Origin of the sequence: Pseudonocardia sp. (genome assembly GCF_025465255.1) — a bacterium.
GTDB lineage: Bacteria > Actinomycetota > Actinomycetes > Mycobacteriales > Pseudonocardiaceae > Pseudonocardia.
Window position 1 is genome coordinate 1 of the sequence record NZ_JAODNI010000214.1, and the last position, 20,390, is coordinate 20,390.

Annotated in this window: 19 protein-coding genes; 11 read left to right on the forward strand and 8 right to left on the reverse strand. The window is 72.9% G+C overall.

Features of this window, described 5'->3' with window-relative positions; genetic code table 11:
- Positions 1–278 precede the first annotated feature (278 nt).
- On the reverse strand, positions 279–797 hold the full coding sequence (locus JWP64_RS26160; protein ID WP_297502384.1) for a VOC family protein: 519 nt from the start codon (positions 795–797) through the stop codon (positions 279–281).
- A gap of 377 nt (positions 798–1,174) precedes the next feature.
- On the opposite strand from JWP64_RS26160, the gene JWP64_RS26165 reads away from it, so the two are divergent.
- The gene (locus tag JWP64_RS26165) at positions 1,175–1,930 is read left to right on the forward strand and encodes a nucleoside phosphorylase (protein ID WP_297502385.1); all 756 of its coding nucleotides are present in this window, start codon (positions 1,175–1,177) and stop codon (positions 1,928–1,930) included.
- A gap of 52 nt (positions 1,931–1,982) precedes the next feature.
- Here JWP64_RS26165 and JWP64_RS26170 read toward each other — a convergent pair whose 3' ends face one another.
- Complete coding sequence (locus tag JWP64_RS26170) at positions 1,983–3,440, reverse strand: SulP family inorganic anion transporter (protein ID WP_297502386.1); 1,458 nt, start codon at positions 3,438–3,440, stop codon at positions 1,983–1,985.
- Positions 3,441–3,980: 540 nt separating this feature from the next.
- Between JWP64_RS26170 and JWP64_RS26175 the strand changes: the two genes are divergently transcribed.
- The 8 genes from JWP64_RS26175 to JWP64_RS26210 all read left to right on the forward strand — a co-directional run bounded on the left by JWP64_RS26175 (position 3,981) and on the right by JWP64_RS26210 (position 12,056).
- Positions 3,981–4,367, forward strand: coding sequence for a hypothetical protein (locus JWP64_RS26175; RefSeq protein WP_297502388.1), 387 nt, complete (start codon positions 3,981–3,983; stop codon positions 4,365–4,367).
- An 82-nt stretch (positions 4,368–4,449) separates the two neighbouring features.
- Positions 4,450–5,478, forward strand: a complete 1,029-nt coding sequence (locus JWP64_RS26180; protein WP_297502390.1) for an LLM class F420-dependent oxidoreductase — start codon at positions 4,450–4,452, stop codon at positions 5,476–5,478.
- A 53-nt stretch (positions 5,479–5,531) separates the two neighbouring features.
- Positions 5,532–6,023 (forward strand): DUF1992 domain-containing protein, encoded by a 492-nt coding sequence (locus JWP64_RS26185; protein WP_297502392.1) that lies wholly within the window; start codon positions 5,532–5,534, stop codon positions 6,021–6,023.
- A 129-nt stretch (positions 6,024–6,152) separates the two neighbouring features.
- Positions 6,153–7,061, forward strand: coding sequence for an LLM class F420-dependent oxidoreductase (locus tag JWP64_RS26190; RefSeq protein WP_297502418.1), 909 nt, complete (start codon positions 6,153–6,155; stop codon positions 7,059–7,061).
- 67 nt (positions 7,062–7,128) lie between these two features.
- A complete protein-coding gene (locus JWP64_RS26195) occupies positions 7,129–7,533 on the forward strand; it encodes a VOC family protein (protein ID WP_297502393.1) in 405 nt (134 codons plus the stop codon).
- A gap of 64 nt (positions 7,534–7,597) precedes the next feature.
- Complete coding sequence (locus tag JWP64_RS26200) at positions 7,598–8,317, forward strand: DUF899 domain-containing protein (RefSeq protein ID WP_297502394.1); 720 nt, start codon at positions 7,598–7,600, stop codon at positions 8,315–8,317.
- A gap of 22 nt (positions 8,318–8,339) precedes the next feature.
- Entirely contained in the window at positions 8,340–10,385 is a 2,046-nt protein-coding gene (locus JWP64_RS26205; RefSeq protein ID WP_297502396.1) for an NAD(+) synthase, read from the forward strand.
- A 102-nt stretch (positions 10,386–10,487) separates the two neighbouring features.
- On the forward strand, positions 10,488–12,056 hold the full coding sequence (locus JWP64_RS26210) for an MFS transporter (protein ID WP_297502397.1): 1,569 nt from the start codon (positions 10,488–10,490) through the stop codon (positions 12,054–12,056).
- Positions 12,057–12,227: 171 nt separating this feature from the next.
- On the opposite strand, the gene JWP64_RS26215 is transcribed toward JWP64_RS26210, so the two are convergent.
- Complete coding sequence (locus JWP64_RS26215; RefSeq protein ID WP_297502398.1) at positions 12,228–12,641, reverse strand: hypothetical protein; 414 nt, start codon at positions 12,639–12,641, stop codon at positions 12,228–12,230.
- A 171-nt stretch (positions 12,642–12,812) separates the two neighbouring features.
- On the opposite strand from JWP64_RS26215, the gene JWP64_RS26220 reads away from it, so the two are divergent.
- Both JWP64_RS26220 and JWP64_RS26225 read left to right on the forward strand, forming a co-directional pair.
- Complete coding sequence (locus JWP64_RS26220; protein WP_297502400.1) at positions 12,813–13,430, forward strand: hypothetical protein; 618 nt, start codon at positions 12,813–12,815, stop codon at positions 13,428–13,430.
- Positions 13,431–13,483: 53 nt separating this feature from the next.
- Complete coding sequence (locus JWP64_RS26225) at positions 13,484–14,770, forward strand: NAD(P)/FAD-dependent oxidoreductase (protein WP_297502402.1); 1,287 nt, start codon at positions 13,484–13,486, stop codon at positions 14,768–14,770.
- Here the strand turns inward: JWP64_RS26225 and JWP64_RS26230 are convergent, their stop codons facing one another.
- From JWP64_RS26230 to JWP64_RS26250, 5 genes are all read right to left on the reverse strand, one after another.
- A complete protein-coding gene (locus tag JWP64_RS26230; protein ID WP_297502405.1) occupies positions 14,771–15,238 on the reverse strand; it encodes a signal peptidase II in 468 nt (155 codons plus the stop codon). It lies immediately after the preceding gene.
- A complete protein-coding gene (locus JWP64_RS26235; protein ID WP_297502407.1) occupies positions 15,235–15,870 on the reverse strand; it encodes a luciferase family protein in 636 nt (211 codons plus the stop codon). Before JWP64_RS26235 ends, JWP64_RS26230 begins: the two co-directional genes overlap by 4 nt.
- Positions 15,867–17,855 carry an acetoacetate--CoA ligase gene (locus JWP64_RS26240; protein WP_297502420.1) on the reverse strand — a complete coding sequence of 663 codons (1,989 nt, stop codon included), beginning with the start codon at positions 17,853–17,855 and terminating at the stop codon, positions 15,867–15,869. The genes JWP64_RS26235 and JWP64_RS26240 overlap by 4 nt, the downstream gene beginning before the upstream one ends.
- Positions 17,856–17,880: 25 nt before the next feature.
- Positions 17,881–18,657, reverse strand: a complete 777-nt coding sequence (locus tag JWP64_RS26245; RefSeq protein ID WP_297502409.1) for an SDR family NAD(P)-dependent oxidoreductase — start codon at positions 18,655–18,657, stop codon at positions 17,881–17,883.
- A gap of 74 nt (positions 18,658–18,731) precedes the next feature.
- Positions 18,732–20,327: a peptide chain release factor 3 gene (locus JWP64_RS26250; protein WP_297502411.1), complete on the reverse strand. Its 1,596-nt coding sequence runs from the start codon at positions 20,325–20,327 to the stop codon at positions 18,732–18,734.
- Between the last annotated feature and the right edge of the window lie 63 nt (positions 20,328–20,390).

Here is a 20,390-nt window from a genome sequence, read left to right on the forward strand (position 1 = left end):
GCCGCGCTGCGGCTGTGAGCCCCAGCCTGGACCGGCCCCGCGCCGCGGTGGCGGCCCGGGCGGCATGCCACCCCGGCCCTGCGGCCCCTGGAAGTCACCGTTCATCTGCTGCGCACCCACCCTGTCAGCGTCCGGGCCCGCGCCCCGCCGGTCGTCGGCCAGGGTACGCAGGCACGTACCGGCCCCTCACCCGTAGGACGCGCGACGCACACGGGGGTTGCGCAGTGGTACGAGGGGCGCGCCCGCCGGTACCGGCGGCGCGCTCCGCGAGACGACGCTCAGCCGAGCAGCGGCTCACCCTCGAACTTGCCCAGCTCCTCGCGGTAGAACTCCAGGCCGACGCCGTTGGGATCCCGGATGTAAAGGCTGTTGTCCACACCGCGGTCCGGGCCGAGGTACTCCACGCCCGCCTCGTCGAGCCGCTTCCGCGCCGCCTCGAACTCCTCGGGCGACGTCGACAGCGCCAGGTGCTGCACCGCGCCGATCGTCTCCTGGAACTCGGGGTGCTCGTGGCCCGGGAAGTCGAAGAAGCCGAGCAGGTTGCCATTGCCGATGTCGAAGAAGAAGTGCGACGAGCCGGCGTAGTCCCGGTTCTCGACGAGCTCGACGAGCGGGAAGCCGAGCAGGTCCTGGTAGAACCGGATCGTCTCCTCCACGTCCTTGGAGATCAGGGCCAGGTGGTGCACGCCCCGGACCGTGGTGGCCGGGCGGGCGGCGACCGCGTGCAGGTACTTCTCTCGCAGATCGGCGCGCCGGGCGCGGACCGCCTCGAGCTGGGCTCCCTCGGGCTGTGGCATGGAACTCCCCTTCCCTCTCGAATACCCGGACCAACAGTAGTTGCGCACACAACATTCCGTCGGACGGACGACATCCAGCCTGGCACGACGAGCACCCCAGGTGTAGACCAGTGCGGGCGGCGCCGGTCGCCCGTCGTCACCTGCCGCGGGTTCGCGACGACGGCGTGCCGCAGCCGCTCCCGGGCGTCGGCGAGCGGCGGCGCGGCGCCGAGCTCCCCCACCGGCCGCCACGGGCCTCACGCAGCGCAGGAACAGCAGCTCGCCGCCCACATGTTCCCGAGTCCCGCGATCCGCCGCGCGCCGGCCGGCGTCGCGTCCAGGCGCGCGGCGAGCCGGGCGACTCCGCCCCCTTCGGCCACGTGCGCGACGCTGACCCGGTGGACCTTCCCCTGCTCGAGGACGACCTCGCCCAGCCCGCCGTGCTGAACCCGGAGATGGTGGTGAAGCCGGGCGCCTCGCTGCCCGAGGCCGCGGTCCTGTGCTTCTTCCCGGAGGTGGTCGCCGCGGCCGGCGCGGAGGGGCGGCGGGTCCTGCGCCTGCGCTCCGAGCTCGGCCCGTGGCCGGTGTACGAGATCGAGGTCGACGGGCGGCCGGTGGCGGTCCTGCAGCCCGGCATCGGCGCGCCGCTGTCGGCGATCTTCCTCGAGGAGCTGATCGCGCTCGGGGTGCGCGCGGTCGTGGCCGTCGGCGGGTGCGGCTCGCTGGTCCCGGAGCTGACGATCGGGCACGCCGTCGTCGTCGACAGCGCGGTGCGGGACGAGGGCACCTCGTTCCACTACCTGCCGCCCGCGCGCGTGGTGGACGCCGACCCCGCGGGCGTCACGACGCTCGCGGAGACCCTCGACGAGGCGGGCGTCCCGTTCGTCATCGCCCGCACCTGGACCACGGACGCGATCTTCCGCGAGACCCGCAGCCGCGTGGACCGGCGCCGCGAGGAGGGCTGCGCGGTGGTCGAGATGGAGGCGTCCGCGCTGATCGCGGTGGCCCGGCACCGCGGGATCTCGCTGGCCCACCTGCTGCTGGCGGGCGACTCGCTGGCCGGAGAGGCCTGGGAGCACCGCGGCTGGACGACGGCGCGGGACGCCCGGGAGGGCCTGTTCCGGCTCGCCGCCCGCGCGGCGCTGGCGCTGTGAGGGTCGTGCGCGGAAATCGTCGCCCTGGCAACGAGATCCGCGCACGGGCGCGTCAGCGCGGGACGGCCTCGAGGCGGGCCCGGCTGTTCTCGTTCGCCCCGGCGATCGTCACCTCGATGCCGCGGGCTGCGTACCGGGTGCGGACGGCGTCGAGCGCGGCCACCGTCGAGGCGTCCCAGACGTGCGCGGCGGTCAGGTCCACGACGACGGACGGGGGGTCACCGGCATAGTCGAACCGGGCCACCAGGTCGTTGCTGGAGGCGAAGAACAGCTGGCCGGTGACCCGGTAGGTCCGGGTGCCGCCGTCGCCGGAGAGCTCGCTGGTCACCTCGACGAGCTGGGCGACCCGGCGGGCGAACAGCACGGTGGCCGTCAGCACGCCGACGACGACGCCGTAGGCGAGGTTGTGGGTGGCGACCGTGACCACGACGGTCACCAGCATCACCGCGGTCTCGCTGCGCGGCATCCGGCGCAGGGTCCGGAGGCTGTGCCAGTCGAACGTCCCGACGGACACCATGATCATGACGCCGACGAGCGCGGCCATCGGGATCCGCGCCACCACCGGGCCGAGCAGCACGCACAGGACCAGCAGGAACACCCCGGCGAGGAACGTCGAGAGCCGGGTACGCGCGCCGCCGGAGCGGACGTTGATCATCGTCTGGCCGATCATCGCGCAGCCGCCCATGCCGCCGAAGAACCCGGTGACGATGTTCGCGACGCCCTGCCCCCAGGACTCGCGGCGCTTGTCCGAGCGGCTGTCCGTGATCTCGTCCACGAACGTCGCCGTCATCAGGGACTCGAGCAGCCCGACGAGCGCCATGCCGAGCGCGTAGGGCGCGATGATCCGCAGCGTCTCCCAGGTCAGCGGGACGTCCGGGAGGCCGGGCAGCGGGACCGAGTCCAGCAGGGCGCCCTGGTCCCCCACCGTGGGCACGGCGATGTGCGCGGCCACCGTCACCACGGTCAGCACGACGATCGCCACCAGCGGCGCCGGGACGACGGTCGTCAGCCGTGGCAGCAGGACCATGATCGCGAGACCGGCGAGCAGCAACGGGTAGACGAGCCAGGGCACGTCCCAGAGCTGCGGAAGCTGCGCCACGAAGATCAGGATCGCCAGCGCGTTGACGAACCCGACCATCACGCTGCGCGGCAGGAACCGCATCAGCCGCGCCACGCCGAGCAACGCCAGCACGATCTGCAACGCTCCCGCGAGCAGCACCGTCGCGATGAGGTACTCCACGCCGTGCTCCCGCACGACCGGGGCCACGACCAGGGCGACGGCGCCGGTCGCCGCGGAGATCATCGCCGGCCGTCCGCCCGCGAACGCGATCGTGACGGCCATGGTCACCGACGCGAACAGCCCCACCCGGGGATCGACCCCGGCGATGATCGAGAAGGCGATCGCCTCGGGGATGAGCGCTAGCGCGACGACCAGTCCGGACAGGATCTCGGTCCGGAGGACGGCGGGTGCGAACCAGGCGGGGCGCCGCGCGAGCGCAGGGAGGGACATCGGAGCGGGGCACCGCTTTCGGGTGAGGAGCGAGACGCACGCGCAGCGATGCCGCGGCCTCGAACTCTATCGGTGCGGAAGAGTTGAACCGCTCGGCGCCGCGGGCGCCACACCCCGGGACGCGGCGTCGGGACCGTTGAAGCGGTCGTGCTGCGCCCCGGCGCCACCGCCCCACCCGAGGAGCTGGTCCGGCACCTCCGCCGCGACCTGAAGGGCGCGGGGTGCAGACGCCCAAGGCCGTCCACGTGCTGGACCAGCTCCCGGCGACGGCCGTCGCAAGATCGACAGAGGGCCCTCCGGCGGAGCCTCGGTCCCGGCACCTGATCGCCCGACGACCCTCCGCGCGATCAAGGGCAGATCAGGGCCGAAGCGGCTCCGGAGCGGCTCCGGGAGGCCCGATCCGCCCTTGATCAGCGGGAGTCGGCTCGGGTCGGCTCGTTACCCGGGTTCACCACAACTGACGAATGTTTTCCGGATCTGTTCACATCCGGTGCTCGCCCCACGATGACCAGGCAGGAAGCAGGCACGGGGGTGGGGACCATGACCGGACGGCACCGCACGGCACCGACGGCGTCCCGCGGGCGGAACGTGTCCCGCGGGACAGCCGGACCGCGCCGGCTGCTCACCGCCGTCGTCCCGGCCATGGTCGCCGCGAGCCTCGGCACCGGCTTCGCGCTGACGTCCGGCGGCGCGGCCGGCGCCACGGACCGCGCCATCGAGGACGCCGCGCCCGCCACGGTCGTCCGCACCGTCGCCCCCGCGGACACCGTCTACACGTGCGAACCGGACGCGACGCCGCGGTTCGAGGACCCCGCCGAGCCGGACACGATCACGAACAAGGCCTGCGGCTACACCGACGAGAACGGCCGCGCCCGCTCCCTGGACCCGTGGGTCGACGGCCAGCTCCTCGCCGACCTGGCCCGCTGAGCGGAGCACGTCACACCGCCCGCGGCACCGCGGTGGGCGAGGATGGGTCCCGTCCACACTGTCGTGTTCGCGGGAGGCCGCCATGAAGCTCGGGTGCCACGTCGGCTACTGGTCGTCCGGTCCGCCCGCCGGCGCGCAGGAGGCCGTCCTCGCCGCCGAACGCCTGGGGTACGAGGCGATCTGGAGCGCCGAGGCGTACGGCTCGGACTGTCTGACGCCGCTCGCCTGGTACGGCGCCGCCACCAGCCGGATCCTGCTCGGGACCAACATCCTGCAGATGTCCGCGCGCACCCCGGCCGCCACCGCCATGGCCGCCCTCACCCTCGACCACCTCTCCGACGGCCGCTTCGTCCTGGGACTCGGCGCGTCCGGGCCGCAGGTCGTCGAGGGCTGGTACGGCCAGCCCTACCCGAAGCCGCTCGCCCGCACCCGGGAGTACATCGCGATCGTCCGGGAGATCCTCGCGCGCGAACGCCCAATCGAGTTCGACGGCGAGTTCTACCAGCTCCCCCTGCAGGGCGGCGCCGGCCTGGGCAAGGCGCTGAAGTCCACGGTCCACCCGCTGCGCACCGATCTGCCGATCCACCTCGCCGCGGAGGGCCCGAAGAACGTCGCGCTCGCCGCCGAGATCGCGGACGGCTGGCTCCCGCTGTTCTTCTCCCCCAAGACGGACGGCTTCTACCGCACCGCCCTCGCCGAGGGCTTCTCCCGGCCGGGCGCCCGGCACACCGGCCTGGACGACTTCGCCGTCTCCGCGTCGATGAACGTGATCGTCGACGACGACGTGGAGAAGGCCGCGGACGCGGTCCGCCCCCAGCTGGCCCTCTACATCGGCGGCATGGGGGCCAAGGACGTGAACTTCCACAACCAGGTCTTCGTGCGGATGGGCTGGGAGGCGGAGTGCGCCGCCATCCAGGAGCACTACCTGGCCGGACGCAAGGCGGACGCGATCGCGGCCGTGCCGCTCGAGATGGTGGAGGACGTCGCGCTGGTCGGCCCCAAGGACAAGATCAGGGCCGAGCTCGCCGCGTGGGACGAGACCGTCGTCGACACGATCCTCGTGCACGGCGACGCGCAGGCCCTGGAGACGATCGCCGACGCGTTCGGCTGAGAGCCGCCCCCGCGCCGGTACCGTCGGGACGAGGGATCCGGGAGGGGATCGTCGTGCCGGACCCACGGAGGACGCCGCACGAGTCGGCCGTCGAGAAGCAGATCCGCGAGGCGCAGGAGCGGGGGGACTTCGACCGTTTGCCAGGCAGGGGGAAGCCCCTGCCGAACCTGCACGACACCAGCGAGAACTGGTGGATCCGCAGCTACCTGGAGCGCGAGGGGATCTCCCGGGACGCGCTGCTGCCCGAGCCGATCCAGCTCCGCAAGGAGCTCGCCGCGCTGCCGGAGACCGTCCGCGGGCTGCGCACGGAGAAGGCCGTCCGGGACCTCGTGCGCGAGCTGAACCTCCGGGTCGTGCGCGAGCTGCGGATGCCGTCGATGCCCCGGGTCCCGCTGCGGAAGGCGGACCCGGACGCGATCCTCGAGGGCTGGCGGGAGGCGCGCCGTCCTCCGGCGCCACCGCCCGCGGACCGCGCTCCCGCAGCGGCACCGCCGGCCGAGCGGCGCCGCTGGTGGCACCGGTTCACCGGCCGGCCGCTCGCGTGACGGTGGCGTTCGTACCGGGCCGTCGCGAAGTTCGGCCGAGCCGGCACCGCCCCGGCGCATCCGCCTTATCGTGACCGCGTGACGCTCGCTGCCGAACGCCGCTGGGGACTGACCGTCCCGCTCTCCGGGATGCCACTTCGCGAGCAGCGGGGCCTGGTCGAGGCGCTGCCCGACCTCGGCTACACGGACGTCTGGTCCGCCGAGGCCGCGGGCACGGACGCGTTCGCCCCGCTGGTCCTGGCCTCGCAGTGGGCTCCCGCGCTGCGGCTCGGCACCGCGATCGCGCCCGCGTTCACCCGCGGCCCGGCCACTCTCGCGATGTCCGCGGCGACGCTGGCGAACCTCGCCCCGGGGCGGTTCGCCCTGGGCGTCGGGACGTCGTCGGACGTGATCGTGGAGCGCTGGAACGGGATCGCCTTCGCCCGGCCCTACCAGCGCGTCCGGGACACCGTGCGGTTCCTGCGGGCGGCGTTCGCGGGCGGGCGGGTCAGCGAGACGTACGAGACGTTCGCGATCAGCGGGTTCACCCTCGCCGAGGTGCCGAATCAGGTGCCGCCGGTCCTGGTCGCGGCGCTGCGGCCGGGGATGCTGCGGCTCGCCGGGCGGGAGGGCGACGGCGCGATCGTCAACTGGCTCTCCGCCGACGACGTCCGGACCGTCGCGCCGCACGTCGGTCCGGGCAAGGAGATCGTCGCGCGGATCTTCGTGCTCCCGGACGTCGACGCGGAGACCGCCCGCGGGATCGGTCGCCGGCACCTCGCCGCCTACCTGAACGTGCCGGTCTACCGGGCCTTCCACGAGTGGCTGGGCCGCGACGAGCTGAAGGGCATGTGGGACGCCTGGTCCTCGGGGGACCGGAAGGCCGCGGTCGCCGCCATCCCGGACGGCGTCGTCGACGCGCTGATCCTGCACGGGCCGGCGGGGTACATCCGGGAGCAGGTCGAGGCGTACGTCGAGGCCGGGGTCACCACCCCGGTGCTCGCGCCGATGGGTGGCGGCGACCCCGGGCCCGCCATCCGTTCGCTGGGCAGGCGATGAGTTTCCGCGCCGACGACGGTTCCTTCTGGTGAGATGCCGGTGCGGACCCGACGAGAGGACCGAGAAGATGGACTGGAAGCTCGAGGTCATCGTGATCCCGGTGAGCGACGTGGACCGGGCGAAGGAGTTCTACGCGGAGAGGTGCGGGTTCGTCGTCGACGTCGACCACCAGGCGAACGAGAACACCCGGATCGTGCAGATGACGCCGCCGGGCTCCGCCTGTTCGATCACCGTGGGCACCGGGATCGTCAAGGGCGAGCCGGGCACGGTGAAGGGCCTGCAGCTCGTGGTGTCGGACATCGAGAAGGCCCGCGCCCAGCTCGTCGAGCGCGGGGTCGACGCGAGCCCGGTCCGGCACGTCGGCGAGGACGGCCAGTGGTCCGACGGGCACGGGGGCTCCTGGAACGCCTTCGTCTTCTTCGACGACCCGGACGGCAACAGCTGGGCCGTCCAGGAGAAGCCTGCCGGGTGACCGATGACTCCGGGCGCCCGCTCGGGTCCACCCTTCCGTACGCCACACCCACGGGAGGACCGAGATGACCCAGACCACCGCACTGCCGAACGTCGTGTCCCGCGACGAGTGGCTCGCCGCCCGGAAGGCGCTGCTGGCCGAGGAGAAGGCCCTGACGCGGGCCCGCGACGCCCGGAACACCACGCGACGCGAGCTGCCGATGGTGAAGGTGGAGAAGGACTACCGCTTCACCGGCCCCGAGGGTGACGTCGGGCTCGCGGGCCTGTTCGACGGGCGCCGCCAGCTGCTGGTCTACCACTTCATGTACGGCCCGCAGATGGACGCGGGCTGCCCGAGCTGCTCGTTCCTCGTGGACAACATCGGGCACCCCGCGCACCTGCACGCGCGGGACACCTCGCTCGTGCTCGTCAGCCGGGCCCCGTTCGAGACGCTGCGGGCCTACCAGGAGCGGATGGGCTGGACGGTGCCGTGGTACTCCTCGGCCGGCAGCGACTTCAACTTCGACTTCCACGTCTCCTTCGAGGAGGACCGCGGGCCGGACGAGTACAACTACGCGCCCACCGAGCCGTTCACCGGTGAGGGCCCCGGGACCAGCGCCTTCCTCCGGGACGGCGACGACGTGTTCCACACCTACTCGGCCTTCGCCCGCGGCGGTGACGAGCAGCTCGGCACCTACGTCTGGCTGGACATGACCGCGCTCGGGCGCCAGGAGGACTGGGAGGAGCCGAAGGGGCGTGCGGACGGCCCGTTCATGTCGTGGGTGAAGCGACACGACGAGTACTGATCGGCTGTAGCAGACTGCGGGGGTGACGGACTTCTGGTCGGCCTACCGCCACGGCTTCCTGCGGGTCGCCGCAGCCACGATCACCACCGCCCTCGCGCAGCCCGCCGCCAACGCGGCCTCCGTGCTGGCGCAGGCCCGGGACCTCGACGCGGACGGCGTCGGCCTCGCGCTGTTCCCCGAGCTCACCCTCTCCGGGTACTCCCTCGAGGACATCGTCATGCAGGACTCCCTGCTCGAGGCCGTGGAGGTGGCGCTCGCGGACGTCGTGGCGGGGTCCGCGGACCTGCTGCCGGTGCTCGTCGTCGGCGCGCCGCTGCGCTTCCGGCACCGCATCCACAACTGTGCCGTGGTGATCCACCGCGGGCGGGTGCTCGGGGTGGCGCCGAAGTCCTACCTGCCGACGTACCGGGAGTTCTACGAGCGCCGGCAGATGGCCCCCGGGGACGACGTGCGCGGCACGATCCGGGTCGCCGGCACGGAGGTCCCGTTCGGCCCGGACCTGCTGTTCTCCGCCTCGGACGTGCCCGGGTTCGTGCTGCACGTCGAGGTCTGCGAGGACATGTGGGTCCCGGTCCCGCCGAGCGCCGAGGCGGCGCTCGCGGGCGCGACCGTCCTGGCCAACCTCTCCGGCAGCCCGATCACCATCGGCCGGGCGGAGGACCGGAAGCTGATGTGCCGCTCCGCGTCGTCGCGCTGCCTGGCGGCCTACGTCTACGCCGCGGCCGGCGAGGGCGAGTCCACCACGGACCTGTCCTGGGACGGCCAGACGATGATCTACGAGAACGGCGTGCTGCTCGCCGAGACCGAGCGTTTCCCGAGGGGACCCCGGAGCTCCGTCGCGGACGTCGACCTGGGGCTGCTACGCAACGAGCGGCTGCGGATGGGGACGTTCGACGACAACCGGCGCCACCACGCCGCGCGGCTGGACGAGTTCCGGACCGTGGAGTTCGCGCTGGAGCCGCCGCGCGGGGACATCGGGCTGCTCCGCGACCTCGAGCGCTTCCCGTTCGTGCCCGCGGACGAGAGCCGGCTCGAGCAGGACTGCTACGAGGCCTACAACATCCAGGTCAGCGGCCTGGAGCAGCGGCTGCGCGCGATCGGCCAGCCGAAGATCGTCATCGGCGTGTCCGGCGGCCTGGACTCGACGCACGCGCTGATCGTGGCGGCGCGGGCGATGGACCGCGAGAACCGCCCCCGCAGCGACATCCTCGCGTTCACCCTGCCCGGCTTCGCCACGGGCGAGCACACCAAGGGCAACGCCTACCGGCTCGGCGAGGCCCTCGGGGTGACGTTCGAGGAAATCGACATCACCGAGACCGCCCGACTCATGCTCAAGAACCTGGGCCATCCGTTCTCCTCGGGCGAGCCTGTCTACGACGTGACGTTCGAGAACGTCCAGGCCGGGCTGCGGACGGACTACCTGTTCCGCGCGGCGAACCAGCGCAACGGGATCGTGCTCGGCACCGGGGACCTGTCCGAGCTGGCGCTGGGCTGGTCGACCTACGGCGTCGGGGACCAGATGTCGCACTACAACGTCAACGGAGGGGTGCCGAAGACGCTGATCCAGCACCTGATCCGCTGGGTGATCTCGTCCAAGCAGTTCGACGACGAGGTCGGCGAGGTCCTGCAGTCCGTCCTGGACACCGAGATCACCCCCGAGCTCGTGCCCTCGACCGACGGCGCGGAGGTGCAGAGCAGCGAGGCGAAGGTCGGCCCGTACCCGCTGCAGGACTTCACGCTGTTCCACGTGCTGCGCTGGGGGTTCCGGCCGTCGAAGGTCGCGTTCCTCGCCTGGCATGCGTGGAGCGACCCGGAGAAGGGGGACTGGCCGGTCGGGTTCCCGCCGGACAAGCGCGGGGCGTTCACGATGGCGGACATCCGGAAATGGTCCGAGGTGTTCGCGCAGCGCTTCTACGGCTTCAGCCAGTTCAAGCGGAGCGCCCTGCCCAACGGCCCGAAGGTGTCCGCGGGCGGCAGCCTGTCCCCGCGCGGCGACTGGCGCGCGCCGAGCGACATGAGCGCGAAGACCTGGCTGGAGGAGATCCGCCGCGAGGTCCCCGAGTCCTGACGCCCACGGGGTCAGGGGCCTGGGTGACGCCACCACCGATGAGTTCCGGGTGACGTGCGGGTCTCCCCTCTCGGCACGACCACGAGCGGAGGGACCACGGACATGACCACCACACCCGGGACGCGCAGGGCGGGGCGCCGCGAGTGGGTGGGCCTCGCCGTCCTCGCCCTCGCCTGCCTGCTCTATGTGATGGACCTGACGGTCCTTCAGCTCGCGATCCCGCAGGTCAGCGAGGCCCTGCGACCCACCAGCACCCAGCTGCTGTGGATCATCGATGTGTACGGGTTCATGGTCGCGGGCGCGCTCGTCACGATGGGCACCCTCGGGGACCGGATCGGCCGCCGCCGGCTGCTGCTCGTCGGGGCGGCGGCGTTCGGCCTGGTCTCGATCCTGGCCGCGTTCTCCACGACGCCGGAGATGCTGATCGCGAGCCGCGCGTTTCTGGGGATCGCCGGCGCGACGATCGCCCCCTCGACCCTTTCGCTGATCTTCCACATGTTCACGGACCCGAAGCAGCGCTCGGCGGCCGTCGGCGTCTGGATCGGCGCGTTCTCCGCGGGTAGCGCGGTCGGCCCGGTGCTCGGCGGGGTCATGCTCGAGCACTTCTGGTGGGGCTCGGTGTTCCTGCTGGCCCTGCCGGTGATGGGCGCGCTGCTGGTGCTCGGGCCGAAGGTGCTGCCCGAGTACCGGGACCCGGACGCGGGCCGCCTGGACGTGCGCAGCGCCGCGATGTCCGTCGTCGCGCTGCTGGCCGTTGTCTACGGCGTGAAGCAGATCGCACAGGACGGGATCGGCGGCGTGCCGCTGCTGGCGATCGCGGTCGGACTGCTCGTGGGCGTGCTGTGGGTGCGCCGGCAGCGGCGGCTCCCCGAGCCCATGATCGACGTCCGGCTGTTCCGGATCCGGGCCTTCGACGCCGCGTTGCTGGTGAACTTCCTGTCGATCTTCGTGATGGTCGGGTACTTCCTCTACATCGCGCAGTACCTGCAGCTCGTGATGACGATGTCGCCGCTCGAAGCGGGCCTGTGGTCACTGCCGTCGGCCGTCGCGTTCGTCGTGAGCTCGCAGCTCGCGCCCCGGTTCCTCGCCCGCGTCCGCCCCGCCCGCACCGTCGCCGGCGGGCTGGCGGCATCGGCGGCCGGGATGCTGCTGCTGTCCACGGTCGAGGTGGACCGCGGGCTGTCCGCGCTGATCGCGGCGTCCGTGGTGATCGCGTTCGGCATGGGTCCGGTGTTCGGGCTGACCACCGAGATGGTCGTCGGCTCGGCGCCGGCGGAGAAAGCGGGTGCGGCGTCCGGCGTCTCCGAGACGGCGGCGGAGCTGGGCGGGGCGCTCGGGATCGCGGTGCTCGGCAGCATCGGCGTCGCGGTCTACCGGAGCGGAGTATCGGCCGGACTGCCGACCGGGGTCCCGGACGAGGCCGCGCAGGCGGCCCGGGACACCCTCGGCGGCGCGGTCGGGGCAGCCGCACGGCTGCCCGGACCGGCCGGAACCGAGCTGCTCGCGGAAGCGCGGACCGCGTTCGTCGACGGTCTGCAGCTCACCTCGGCGATCGCGGCCGGGATCGCGGCGGTGCTCGCCGTCGTCGCGGCGGTGGCACTGCGATCTGTGGAGGCCACCGCGCCCGAGGAGACCGAGGCGGACGAGCCCGAGGCCGTCTGCGCCGCCTGAGGGGTCACCCGCCCTTCGCGCTCACAGAGGCCGTCGCGGTGTCGAACCCTGCCGGGCGGCCCCGTCGCGGGTCGGCCCGGAGCGGCTACCGCGCGGGCTCCCGCCGGACGCCGAGCGCGATCCCCGACGACACCAGCGCGAGCAGCACGACCAGTGCACCGACCCCGACGGTCACGCCCCACAGCCCCAGCCGGGCGTCAACCGGCCGGCGACGAACGTGGGCACGGCGGACCCGAGGTAGGCGACGAGGAAGCCGGCCGAGAGGAGCCCGCCCCGGGCGTCCTGGTCCGCGCCCCCGAGCAGCAGTCGAAGCCCGCCCGCGAACACGGCCCCGAAGCCGGTGCCGGCGATGACGCTGCCCAGCAGGAACGGGACGGTGGCTCCCAGGCCGATCGACACCACCGCCACCGTCGTGCCCAGCGCGAGCAACCCGTTCCCCGCGAGCACCGCGGGGAAGGGCCGCAGCCGTCCCGTGAGTGGCCCGCCGAGCACGCTGGCCCCGATCAGGGAGGCGACGAGCACCGCCGACAGGGTCGCGAAGGCCACCGGCCGGGGCAGCACGGGGCGACGGGGAGCGACGAGCATGCTCCCAGCGTGCGACCCCACGCCCCGTGGAGCAGCCCCGGGACCCGCCGATCCCGTGCCCGCGTGAGCGCGGGCCACCCACGCGGGCGTCCCGGTGCGACGCGCGGCGTCGACCGCGTGCGTCGGGCGACCAGACGCGCGTGGATGGGCGCGCGGGTACAGGGTGGGGGCATGACCGACCCCGACACCCTCGTGAGCACCCGGCGTTCCCTGCACGCCGTCGCGGAGCTCGTGATCGCCGGGCCCCAGTTCCGCGAGCAGGGGAAGATCAGGCTGCGGCCGACCTCCGGCGGGTTCGGCGGGGCGGTCTCGCCGCTGCGAGTCGACGGCACCGAGCTGGTCACGCCCGACGGCCGGTTCCCCCTGACCGGGAGCTGCCGGTCGCTGGCGGCCGAGGCCGGCGTGACCGTCGGGCCGCCGGACAGCTACCCGGACTCCGGGCACGACCCGGACGCACCGCTGGCCGTCGACCCCGCGGCGGCGGGCCTGCTCGCCGCCTGGTTCGCCCGGGGCGACGCGGCACTGCGGTCGCTGTTCCCGGACGTCGAACCGGTGCTGTGGCCCGAGCACTTCGACCTCGCCCTCGGCGTCGACGAGGTCAACTACGGAGTCTCGCCCGGCGACGCCGGGCATCCCCTGCCGTACGCCTACGTCGGCCCCTGGGAGCCACGCGAGGGACCGTTCTGGAACGCGCCGTTCGGGGCGCTGAAGGAGGGCGACGAGCTGCCCGACGTCGCCGCGCTCGTCGAGTTCCTCCGGGGCGGACGGGCCGCCGCGACCTCCCCGTGATCCGCGGGGCCGTGCCAGGGTAGGACCGACACGACAGGGGGCATACGCCGAAGATGACCGAACCGAAGCGCGTCGTGATCGTCGGTGGGGGTTTCGCCGGGTACCACGCGGCGAAGTCCCTGCGCCGAACCCTGCCCGAGGAGTCCGACACCGAGATCGTCGTGATCAACCCGACGGACTACTTCCTCTACCTGCCGCTGCTCCCGGAGGTCTCCGCGGCGATCCTGGACCCGCGCCGGATCACGGTCTCCATCCCGGGGACCCTGGAGGGCGTCCGGCTCGCGCTGGGTGAGGTCACGGGCGTCTCGCTCACGGACAAGGAGGTCACCTACACCGACCCCGAGGGCCGCACCCACCAGCAGGGCTACGACCGGCTGGTCCTGGCCGCCGGCAGCGTGAACAAGCTGCTCCCGATCCCCGGTGTCACGGAGTACGCGCACGGCTACCGCGGTGTCGCCGAGGCCCTCTACCTGCGCGATCACGTCATCCGACAGATCGAGCTCGCCGCCGCGACCGACGATCCGGAGGAGCGCGCCGCCCGGTGCACGTTCGTGGTGGTCGGGGCGGGCTACACCGGGACCGAGGTCGCCGCGCAGGGACCGCTCTTCACCCAGGCGCTGGTGAAGCGCTTCCCCCAGCTGGCCGCTCAGCGCGTGCGCTGGCTGCTGCTCGACGTCGCCCCGACCGTCCTGCCCGGCCTGAGCCCGCGGATGTCCCGGACCGCGGACAGGGTCCTGCGCAAGCGCGGCGTCGAGGTCATGATGGGTGTCTCGGTGAAGGAGGCGACTCCCGACGGCGTCCACCTCACCGACGACGAATTCGTGCCGACCCGGTCCCTGGTCTGGTGCGTCGGCGTCACCCCGGACCCGCTCACCGAGGAGACCGGCCTGCCCACCCTGAAGGGCCGGCTCGTCGTCGACCCGACGCTCGGCGTTCCCGGTCACCCCGAGGTCTTCGCCTGTGGCGACGCCGCCGCCGTGCCGGACCTGACGAAGCCGGGCCAGATCACGCCGATGACCGCGCAGCACGCCGGACGGCAGGGTGCCCTCGCCGGCAGGAACGTGGCCGCGTCGCTGGGGCACGGGTCGATGCGCCCGTACAAGCACCGCGACCTGGGCTTCGTCGTCGACCTCGGGGGTACCGACGCCGCGGCCGAACCGCTGCACATCCCGCTCTCCGGTCTTCCGGCCAAGGTCGTCACCCGTGGCTATCACCTCGCGGCGATGCCCGGGAACCGCGTGCGGACGGCGGTCGACTGGCTGCTCGACGCGGTGCTCGGCCGGCAGTCCGTCCAGCTCGGCCTGGTCCGGGGGACCGCGGTGCCGCTGGAGGCCGAGTGATCAGTCCTTAGCCTCGGCCGGGGTGTCCGGCTGCAGCAGGAACGCGATCCCGAGCGCGACGACTCCGAGCGTGATCAGTGAGTCCGGGAGGTTGAAGGTCGCGAACCAGCCGGTGTGCAGGTAGTCCGTGACCGCGCCGTCGATCGCGCGGTCGGCCAGGTTCGTCAGCGCGCCGGCGAGGATGCCGGAGACCCCGACCAGGCCGAGGACCGGCAGAGTGGGGGCCGCGCGCCAGCCGAACACGGCGACGACCAGCGCGATCACCCCGGTGACCGCGAGGATCACCCAGGCCGGCAGGCCCGCGCCCATGCTGAACGAGATCCCCGAGTTGTGGAGGAGTCGCAGCTGCACGATCCCCAGGTCGACGACGCGGCCGCCGGCCAGCGAGGCCTCGACCGCCTCCTTGATCACCCAGGAGACCGCGGCGAACGCCGCGACCATCGTCACGAGCGCCCCGCGGCGGCTCACGTCCCGTTTCCGGCGTGCTCGACGGCGGCGGTCAGGACGGCGCGGAGCACCTCGACCTCGGCGAGCGTCCGCGGCGGGTAGAGCAGCGTGTACGTCGCCGGCAGGCCGAGCATCACCCCGGCCAGCGGGTGGTACTCGCCCCACCGCCGCTTGACGACGACCCGGGCGTCGACGGCGCCGAGGACCACGTGCATCGACCCGTCGGACGGGTGGACGTGCGCGATCTCGGGGCCGCCCCGCACGCAGAGGGCGTCGTGGTGCTTCTCCCAGCCGCTGGTCCGGATCTCCAGCGGCGGGACCGCGAGCTCCGCGACGACCGCCTGCAGCGCCGCCTTCACCGGCTCGGGCGCGTGCTGGTCCAGGACCCGGTGCGGCACGGGATGGGGACCCACCTCCGGCCGCTGCCCGTCGCGCGGTGGGAGGTCGAGCAGGATCCGGCTGACGTCGCCCTCGCCCGGCTCCAGGGGCTCGAACGGGTCCCGGCCGCGCAGCCGCATCCCGGTGACGGTGATCCACCCGGCGACGTTCGGCGGGAGCCCGCCGGGCCCGAGGCTGCGCCACTTCCGGTAGTCCCGCACCGCCCAGCCGGCCGCCCCGGCCGCCGCGGCGGCGAGGACGCGCGCGCCGATCACGCGTCGTCCCCTTCCCCGGCGTCGGACATGGCGAAGGCGGCGACGGCGGAGAAGTCGCTGACGGCGTCGGCGCTGATCACCTCCGCGGGCGGGCGGCCGCGCAGGATCTGCTTGATCGGGGTCTCCAGCTTCTTGCCGGTCAGCGTGCGCGGCACCGCCGGGACGACCCGGATGTCGTCCGGCACGTGGCGCGGGGACAGCTCGGTGCGCAGTGCACCGCGGATCCGCGCGCGCAACGCGTCGTCGAGCTCCGCGCCGTCGGACAGCGCGACGAACAGCAGCAGTTCACCCGGTCCTCCCCCGCTGTCCTCCAGGTGCACGACGAGGCTGTCCGCGACCTCGGGGAGCTCCTCGACAACCGAGTAGAACTCGGCCGTGCCCAGCCGGACGCCGCCGCGGTTGAGGGTGGCGTCCGAGCGGCCGCTGATCACGAAGGTGCGCCGGGAGGACATCACGACCCAGTCCCCGTGCCGCCAGACCCCGGGATAGACCTCGAAGTACGACGACCGGTAGCGCTCGTCGCCGGGGTCGTTCCAGAACCGCACCGGCATCGACGGCATCGGCTTGCGGATCACCAGCTCCCCCAGCTCCCCGACGACCTCGTGGCCGTCCGGGTCGAACGCCGTCGCGTCGACGCCGAGGCACGGGCCGGGGATCTCGCCGCGGTAGACCGGGAGCCAGGGGTTGCCCGCGACGAACCCCGAGCAGACGTCCGTGCCGCCGCTCATCGAGTTGACGAGCACCCGGTCCCCGAACTGCTCCTGCGCCCACTCGAAGCCCTCGTCCGGCAGCGGTGAGCCGGTGATCCCGAGCATGCGGAGCTTCGAGAGATCCACCTCGCAGGCCGGTTCGATCCCTTCCTTGCGGCAGGACATCAGGTACGCGGGGCTGGTCCCCAGCAGGGACACCCCGGTCCCGGCCGCGATCCGCCACTGCTCGGTGAGGTCCGGGTACAGCGGGTTCCCGTCGACCAGGACGACGGCCGCCCGGTGTAGCAGGCCCGAGATGATGATGTTCCACATCGTCCAGGCGGTGGTGGTGAACCAGAGGACGTGGTCGCCGGGCCGCGTGTCCAGCTGGAACGCGCCGGACTTGAGGTGCTCGAGCAGGATCCCGCCGTGGCCGTGCACGATCGCCTTCGGCAGGCCGGTCGTGCCGGAGGAGAAGAGCACGTAGAGCGGATGGTCGAACGGGACCGCCTCGAACGTCAGCGGCTCGGTCTCCGTGCCCGACCCCTCTTGGGAAAGCAGGTCGTCCCAGCTCAGCGCGTCCGGGACGCGGTGCGGCCCGTACTCCACGCCGACGACATGGCGCACCGTCGGCAGCCCGGCCCGCACCGCCGCGACCTCGGCCGTCTTGTCGATCTCCTTGGCGCCGTAGGTGTAGCCGGCGACCGTGACCAGCACCGTCGGCTCGATCTGCGCGAACCGGTCGATCACGCTGCGCGCCCCGAACTCCGGCGCACAGGACGCCCAGACCGCGCCCAGGGACGCCGTCGCCAGGAACGCGACGAGCGCCTCCGGGACGTTCGGCAGGAACCCGACGACCCGGTCCCCGCGACCGACGCCGAGCCGGCGCAGGCCCGCCCGGGCCCGCGCGACCTGGTCCGTGAGCTCGGCGAACGTCAGCTCGACGGGACCGCGGGTCTGCGAGCGCGCGATCACCGCGGTCCGGTCCGCATCCTCGGGCAGGCCCAGCATGTGCTCGGCGTAGTTCAGCGTGGCGCCCGGGAACCACTGCGCGCCCGGCATGTCCCGGTCCCCGAGCACGGTGTCGTAGGTGCCCCGGACGCCGAAGTGGTCCCAGATCGACGACCAGAAGCCCTCGAGATCGTCCACGGACCAGCGCCACAGCTCGTCGTAGCTGCTGAACACGCGGCCGCGCTCCGCCGCCAGCCAGCGGACGTAGCGGCCCAACGCGGTGGTGTCCAGGACGTCGTCGGCGGGCGGGCGCAGAACCGCGGGGCCACCGGTGTCGTTCGGCATGCTCACCTCTGTGAGCCTGCCACGGTCAGCGGCTTCCCTGCCCGTCGTCGACCTTGACGATCGTGCCCGTGACCGCCTCGGAGGCCGGCGAGACGAGGTAGAGCAGCGTGCTGTCCAGCTGCGGCGGCAGTCCGAGGCGCCTGCGCGGGGTGGACTTCCAGAACTCCCCGATCCGCTCGATCATCCCGTCCATCATCTCCGAGGAGAACGCCCCCGGGGCGATGGCGTTGACGTTGATCCCGTACCGCGCCCACTCGACGGCCAAGGCCTCCGTCATGCGGTTGATCCCCGCCTTGGTGATCGAGTAGAGCGCGGCGCCGTTGCCGCCGTAGTCGAACGACCCCATCGAGGAGAGGTTGACGATCCGGCCCGGCCGCTCCGCCTCGATCAGCCGCCGCGCGACCTCACAGGCCAGCACGTACGGGCCGCGCAGGTTCGTGTCGAACACCGCGTCGATCAGTTCGAGCGGCATCCGGTGGGCACGCCGGGCGTCCGGCATCCCGGCGTTGTTGACGAGGATCGTGATCGTCCCGAACGCGGTCTCGGCCCGGTCCACCGCGTCCCCGAGCGCGGCGACGTCGGACACGTCGACGGTCACCGCAGCCGCCTTGCCCCCGCGGGCGTCGATCTCCTCGACCAGCTCCGCGAGCCGGTCCGCCCGTCGGCCCGCGACGACGACGCTCGCCCCGGCCGCGGCGAGGGTCTCGGCGAACCGCCGCCCGAGCCCGGACGAGGCCCCGGTGACCAGGGCCACCTGACCGCTCAGGTCCGTCGAGGCGTTGGGCAGGGGGAACTCGGGCACGGGGGCCTCCGCGGTGAGGGCTCGAGGGTCACCTCACCCTAGACAACCGAACGACCGATCAGGAGGGCCGCGCCTCAGCTCGGCGTGGTCCCCGCCGGCAGCGCCTCGAGCAGCACATCCGGGAACTTGCGCTGCACGATGTCGAGGCGCCACTTGTTGCTGAACACCGCGAGGTAGGTGCCGTCCGTGCGGCGCAGCACCTCGACCTCGGACTGGGAGGCCAGCGCCTGCTCGCCCTCGGCGTCCGTGCGGCGGGCGAGCTGGTAGCTCAGGTTCTCCAGCGTGACCGGGGCCTTGAACTCGCCCTCCAGCCGCGCGGTGACGACATCGAACTGCAGCGGTCCGACGGCGGCCAGCACCGGCGCCTGGTCGCCGCGGCGGTCCGAGCGGAGCACCTGGATGACCCCCTCGCCGTCGAGCTGGTCGATGCCGCGGCGGAACTGCTTCTGCTTGCCCGTGTCCGCGCACCGCGCCACAGCGAAGTGCTCGGGGGAGAAACTCGGGATCGTCGGGAACTCGACCGGGTCCGCCGCGTAGAGGGTGTCCCCCGGGCGCAGCGCGGTGGCGTTGACCAGCCCGATGATGTCCCCCGGGAAGGCCTCCTCGACCGTGGTCCGGGTCTGCCCGAAGACGGACTGGGCGTACTTCGTGGCGAACGGCTTCCCGGTCGCGGCGTGCGTGAGGACCATCCCGCGCTCGAACCGCCCGGAGGAGATCCGCAGGTAGGCCATGCGGTCCCGGTGCGCGGGGTCCATCCCGGCCTGCACCTTGAAGATCAGCCCGGACAGCGGGGTGTCGAGCGCGCGCGGCACCCCGTCCGCGTCCACCCGCTCCGCCGGTGCCGGGGCGAGCTCGACCAGCGCGTCCAGCAGCCGGCCGACGCCGATGTTCGACAGCGCCGCCCCGAACATCACCGGTGTCGCGACGCCGGCGAGGAAGTCCTTCTCGTCGTAGCCCGCGCCGATCTCGGCGAGCAGCGCCAGCTCGTCCTGCGCCGCGGCCCAGGGCTGCGGCTCCTCGGCCGCGATGACCTCCGCGGCGACCGGCTCGGCCGTCGCCTTCGTGGCGCCGCCGGCGGAGCGGGTGAAGCGGGTGAACTCGCCGGTCTCGCACTCGATGAGGCCCTGCAGCTCGCCCGCGATCCCGAGCGGCCAGGTCAGGGGCATCGGGCGCAGGCCGATGGTCTGCTCGATCTCGTCGAGGAGCTCCAGCGGCTCCCGGCCCGGCCGGTCCCACTTGTTGACGAACGTGAGCACCGGGATCTTACGCGCGCGGCACACGTCGAACAGCTTCAGCGTCTGGGGCTCGAGGCCCTTCGCCGCGTCCAGCAGCATCACGGCGGCGTCGACGGCGGCGAGCACCCGGTAGGTGTCCTCGGAGAAGTCACCGTGGCCCGGTGTGTCCAGCAGGTTGATCACGGTGTCCTTGAAGACGAACTGCAGCACCGCGGAGCTGACCGAGATCCCGCGGGCGCGTTCCATCTCCATCCAGTCCGAGGTGACGCCGCGCCGGCCGGCCTTGCCGTGCACGGCACCGGCTGAGTCGATGGCCTCGGCGTGCAGGGCCAGGGCCTCGGTCAGCGTGGACTTACCCGCGTCCGGGTGGCTGATGACGGCGAAGGTCCTGCGCCGCGCGGCCTCGTTCACGACCTGCGACACGCTCTGCGACAACGTCCGTCCCACTCCTGTAGTCCACCTGGTCTGTCCCACCAGGCTACTCCGGTCGACGAGGTC

Coding starts and splice junctions, on each gene's coding strand:
- JWP64_RS26160 (WP_297502384.1), bottom strand. CDS start 797: ATGCCACAGCCCGAGGGAGCCCAGCTCGAGGCGGTCCGCGCCCGGCGC.
- JWP64_RS26170 (WP_297502386.1), bottom strand. CDS start 3,440: ATGTCCCTCCCTGCGCTCGCGCGGCGCCCCGCCTGGTTCGCACCCGCC.
- JWP64_RS26175 (WP_297502388.1), top strand. CDS start 3,981: ATGACCGGACGGCACCGCACGGCACCGACGGCGTCCCGCGGGCGGAAC.
- JWP64_RS26180 (WP_297502390.1), top strand. CDS start 4,450: ATGAAGCTCGGGTGCCACGTCGGCTACTGGTCGTCCGGTCCGCCCGCC.
- JWP64_RS26190 (WP_297502418.1), top strand. CDS start 6,153: ATGCCACTTCGCGAGCAGCGGGGCCTGGTCGAGGCGCTGCCCGACCTC.
- JWP64_RS26195 (WP_297502393.1), top strand. CDS start 7,129: ATGGACTGGAAGCTCGAGGTCATCGTGATCCCGGTGAGCGACGTGGAC.
- JWP64_RS26200 (WP_297502394.1), top strand. CDS start 7,598: ATGACCCAGACCACCGCACTGCCGAACGTCGTGTCCCGCGACGAGTGG.
- JWP64_RS26210 (WP_297502397.1), top strand. CDS start 10,488: ATGACCACCACACCCGGGACGCGCAGGGCGGGGCGCCGCGAGTGGGTG.
- JWP64_RS26215 (WP_297502398.1), bottom strand. CDS start 12,641: ATGCTCGTCGCTCCCCGTCGCCCCGTGCTGCCCCGGCCGGTGGCCTTC.
- JWP64_RS26220 (WP_297502400.1), top strand. CDS start 12,813: ATGACCGACCCCGACACCCTCGTGAGCACCCGGCGTTCCCTGCACGCC.
- JWP64_RS26225 (WP_297502402.1), top strand. CDS start 13,484: ATGACCGAACCGAAGCGCGTCGTGATCGTCGGTGGGGGTTTCGCCGGG.
- JWP64_RS26240 (WP_297502420.1), bottom strand. CDS start 17,855: ATGCCGAACGACACCGGTGGCCCCGCGGTTCTGCGCCCGCCCGCCGAC.